This is a genomic window from Peptoniphilus sp. HMSC062D09 (genome assembly GCF_001811425.1).
GTDB lineage: Bacteria > Bacillota > Clostridia > Tissierellales > Peptoniphilaceae > Peptoniphilus_A.
In genome coordinates this window covers 1-1,475 of sequence record NZ_KV804726.1, presented here as the reverse complement: position 1 = coordinate 1,475, position 1,475 = coordinate 1, and the positions used below count along the sequence as shown (strand labels likewise).

The window sequence follows — 1,475 nt, the reverse complement described above, 5'->3', positions numbered from 1 at the left end:
CGGGTGCAAAATCTCAGGGCATTAAGCAGCTTATGGCAGGAGGCGGCATTGTCCTTATCGGATTAAAGCTGATTCCGCTTCTTGCAAATGTACTCAAGTAAGAAGAAAAGGAGAAATTAAATGTTTGGGATATTCGACAAGATAGAGGAGTTTTTCAAAGATCTTCTACTGGGCGGTATCCAAGCAAACTTAGAGTCCATGTTTCTTGACATCAACGATAAAGTTGGTGCGATTGCAACGGATGTGGGAAAGACACCGATGGGGTGGAACGGACAGGTTTTTAGTTTTATCAAAAGCATTAACGACTCTGTCATTATCCCCATTGCAGGGCTAATCATAACGGCAGTCCTTTGTATCGAGCTTATCAATATGGTTATGCAAAAGAACAATATGCACGATACAGATACCTTTGAATTTTTCAAGTACATCATAAAGATGTGGATTGCCGTATGGTTAGTGTCCCATGCTTTTCAGTTTTCTATGGCAGTCTTTGATGTTGCACAGCACATGGTAAATAAAGCGGCAGGGGTAATTAACACCTCTGCCGTTATCTCCGGAGATCAGATTGTAACGATGGTAGAAGGCTTAAAAGATAAAGGTCTTGGAGAGCTTGTCATGATACTCTTTGAAACCTCGCTCATAAAGGTGGCAATACAGGTCATTTCCATTGTGATTATGCTTGTGGTATACGGCAGAATGTTTGAGATTTATGTTTACTCATCCGTTTCAGCCATTCCTTTTGCCACAATGGGAAACAAAGAGTGGGGACAAATCGGAACAAACTATATCAAAGGCTTATTTGCCATAGGATTACAAGGACTCTTTTTAATGGTTTGTCTTGGAATATACGCAGTATTAGTTAAAACAATACAGATAACAGATATACACACAAGTACCTTTACGATACTTGGATATGCGGTTTTGCTGGGGTTAATGATGCTAAAGAGCGGAACACTGGCCAAAAGCGTATTAAATGCACACTAAAAGAAAGGAAATATATGATGAACAAAAGAAAAACAGTATTGATAGCAGTAGCAGTTGGAACAGGTATTTTGGCAGTAATGGATAGAATCAGGCTTCACAGCAAAGTGGAGGACTTGGAAGAAAGAACAAAAGACATCGGTCGCTGCCACAATGATTTTTGTCTAATGCAGGAAAGATATAACAGAAGTACAAATGAACAGATTGCAAGTATTCAGGAAGAAATCGGCTCCGTATATGAGCATATAGAGGAGCTTTCAAAGGGTAAAGAAGATGGGAGGTAAGTTATGGCGTATGTACCTATCCCAAAAGACTTAAAGAAGGTAAAAACAAAGGTTGCATTCAACCTGACAAAAAGACAACTGATAGGTTTTACGATTGCAGGACTGATTGGAATACCAATCTATTTATTTATGCGAAAGGTTGTTCCAAATGATATAGCAGTCATCTTTCTCATTGTGTCTACTCTCCCTATATTTTTTATCACTCTTTTT

Annotated in this window: 4 protein-coding genes; all 4 read left to right on the top strand. The window is 39.0% G+C overall.

Features of this window, described 5'->3' with window-relative positions; all coding sequences use genetic code 11:
* Window positions 1-101, top strand: a 101-nt coding sequence (locus tag HMPREF2801_RS05725) for a Maff2 family mobile element protein (RefSeq protein ID WP_243123086.1), incomplete at its 5' end; no start/stop codon positions are given.
* Window positions 102-120: 19 nt separating this feature from the next.
* Window positions 121-984 (top strand): VirB6/TrbL-like conjugal transfer protein, CD1112 family, encoded by an 864-nt coding sequence (locus HMPREF2801_RS05720; RefSeq protein ID WP_000466901.1) that lies wholly within the window; start codon window positions 121-123, stop codon window positions 982-984.
* Window positions 985-1,001: 17 nt separating this feature from the next.
* Window positions 1,002-1,265, top strand: a complete 264-nt coding sequence (locus HMPREF2801_RS05715; protein WP_007894829.1) for a hypothetical protein — start codon at window positions 1,002-1,004, stop codon at window positions 1,263-1,265.
* A gap of 3 nt (window positions 1,266-1,268) precedes the next feature.
* On the top strand, window positions 1,269-1,475 hold a 207-nt coding region (locus tag HMPREF2801_RS05710), incomplete at its 3' end, for a PrgI family protein (protein ID WP_148130080.1).

Coding starts and splice junctions, on each gene's coding strand:
- HMPREF2801_RS05720 (WP_000466901.1), top strand. CDS start 121: ATGTTTGGGATATTCGACAAGATAGAGGAGTTTTTCAAAGATCTTCTA.
- HMPREF2801_RS05715 (WP_007894829.1), top strand. CDS start 1,002: ATGAACAAAAGAAAAACAGTATTGATAGCAGTAGCAGTTGGAACAGGT.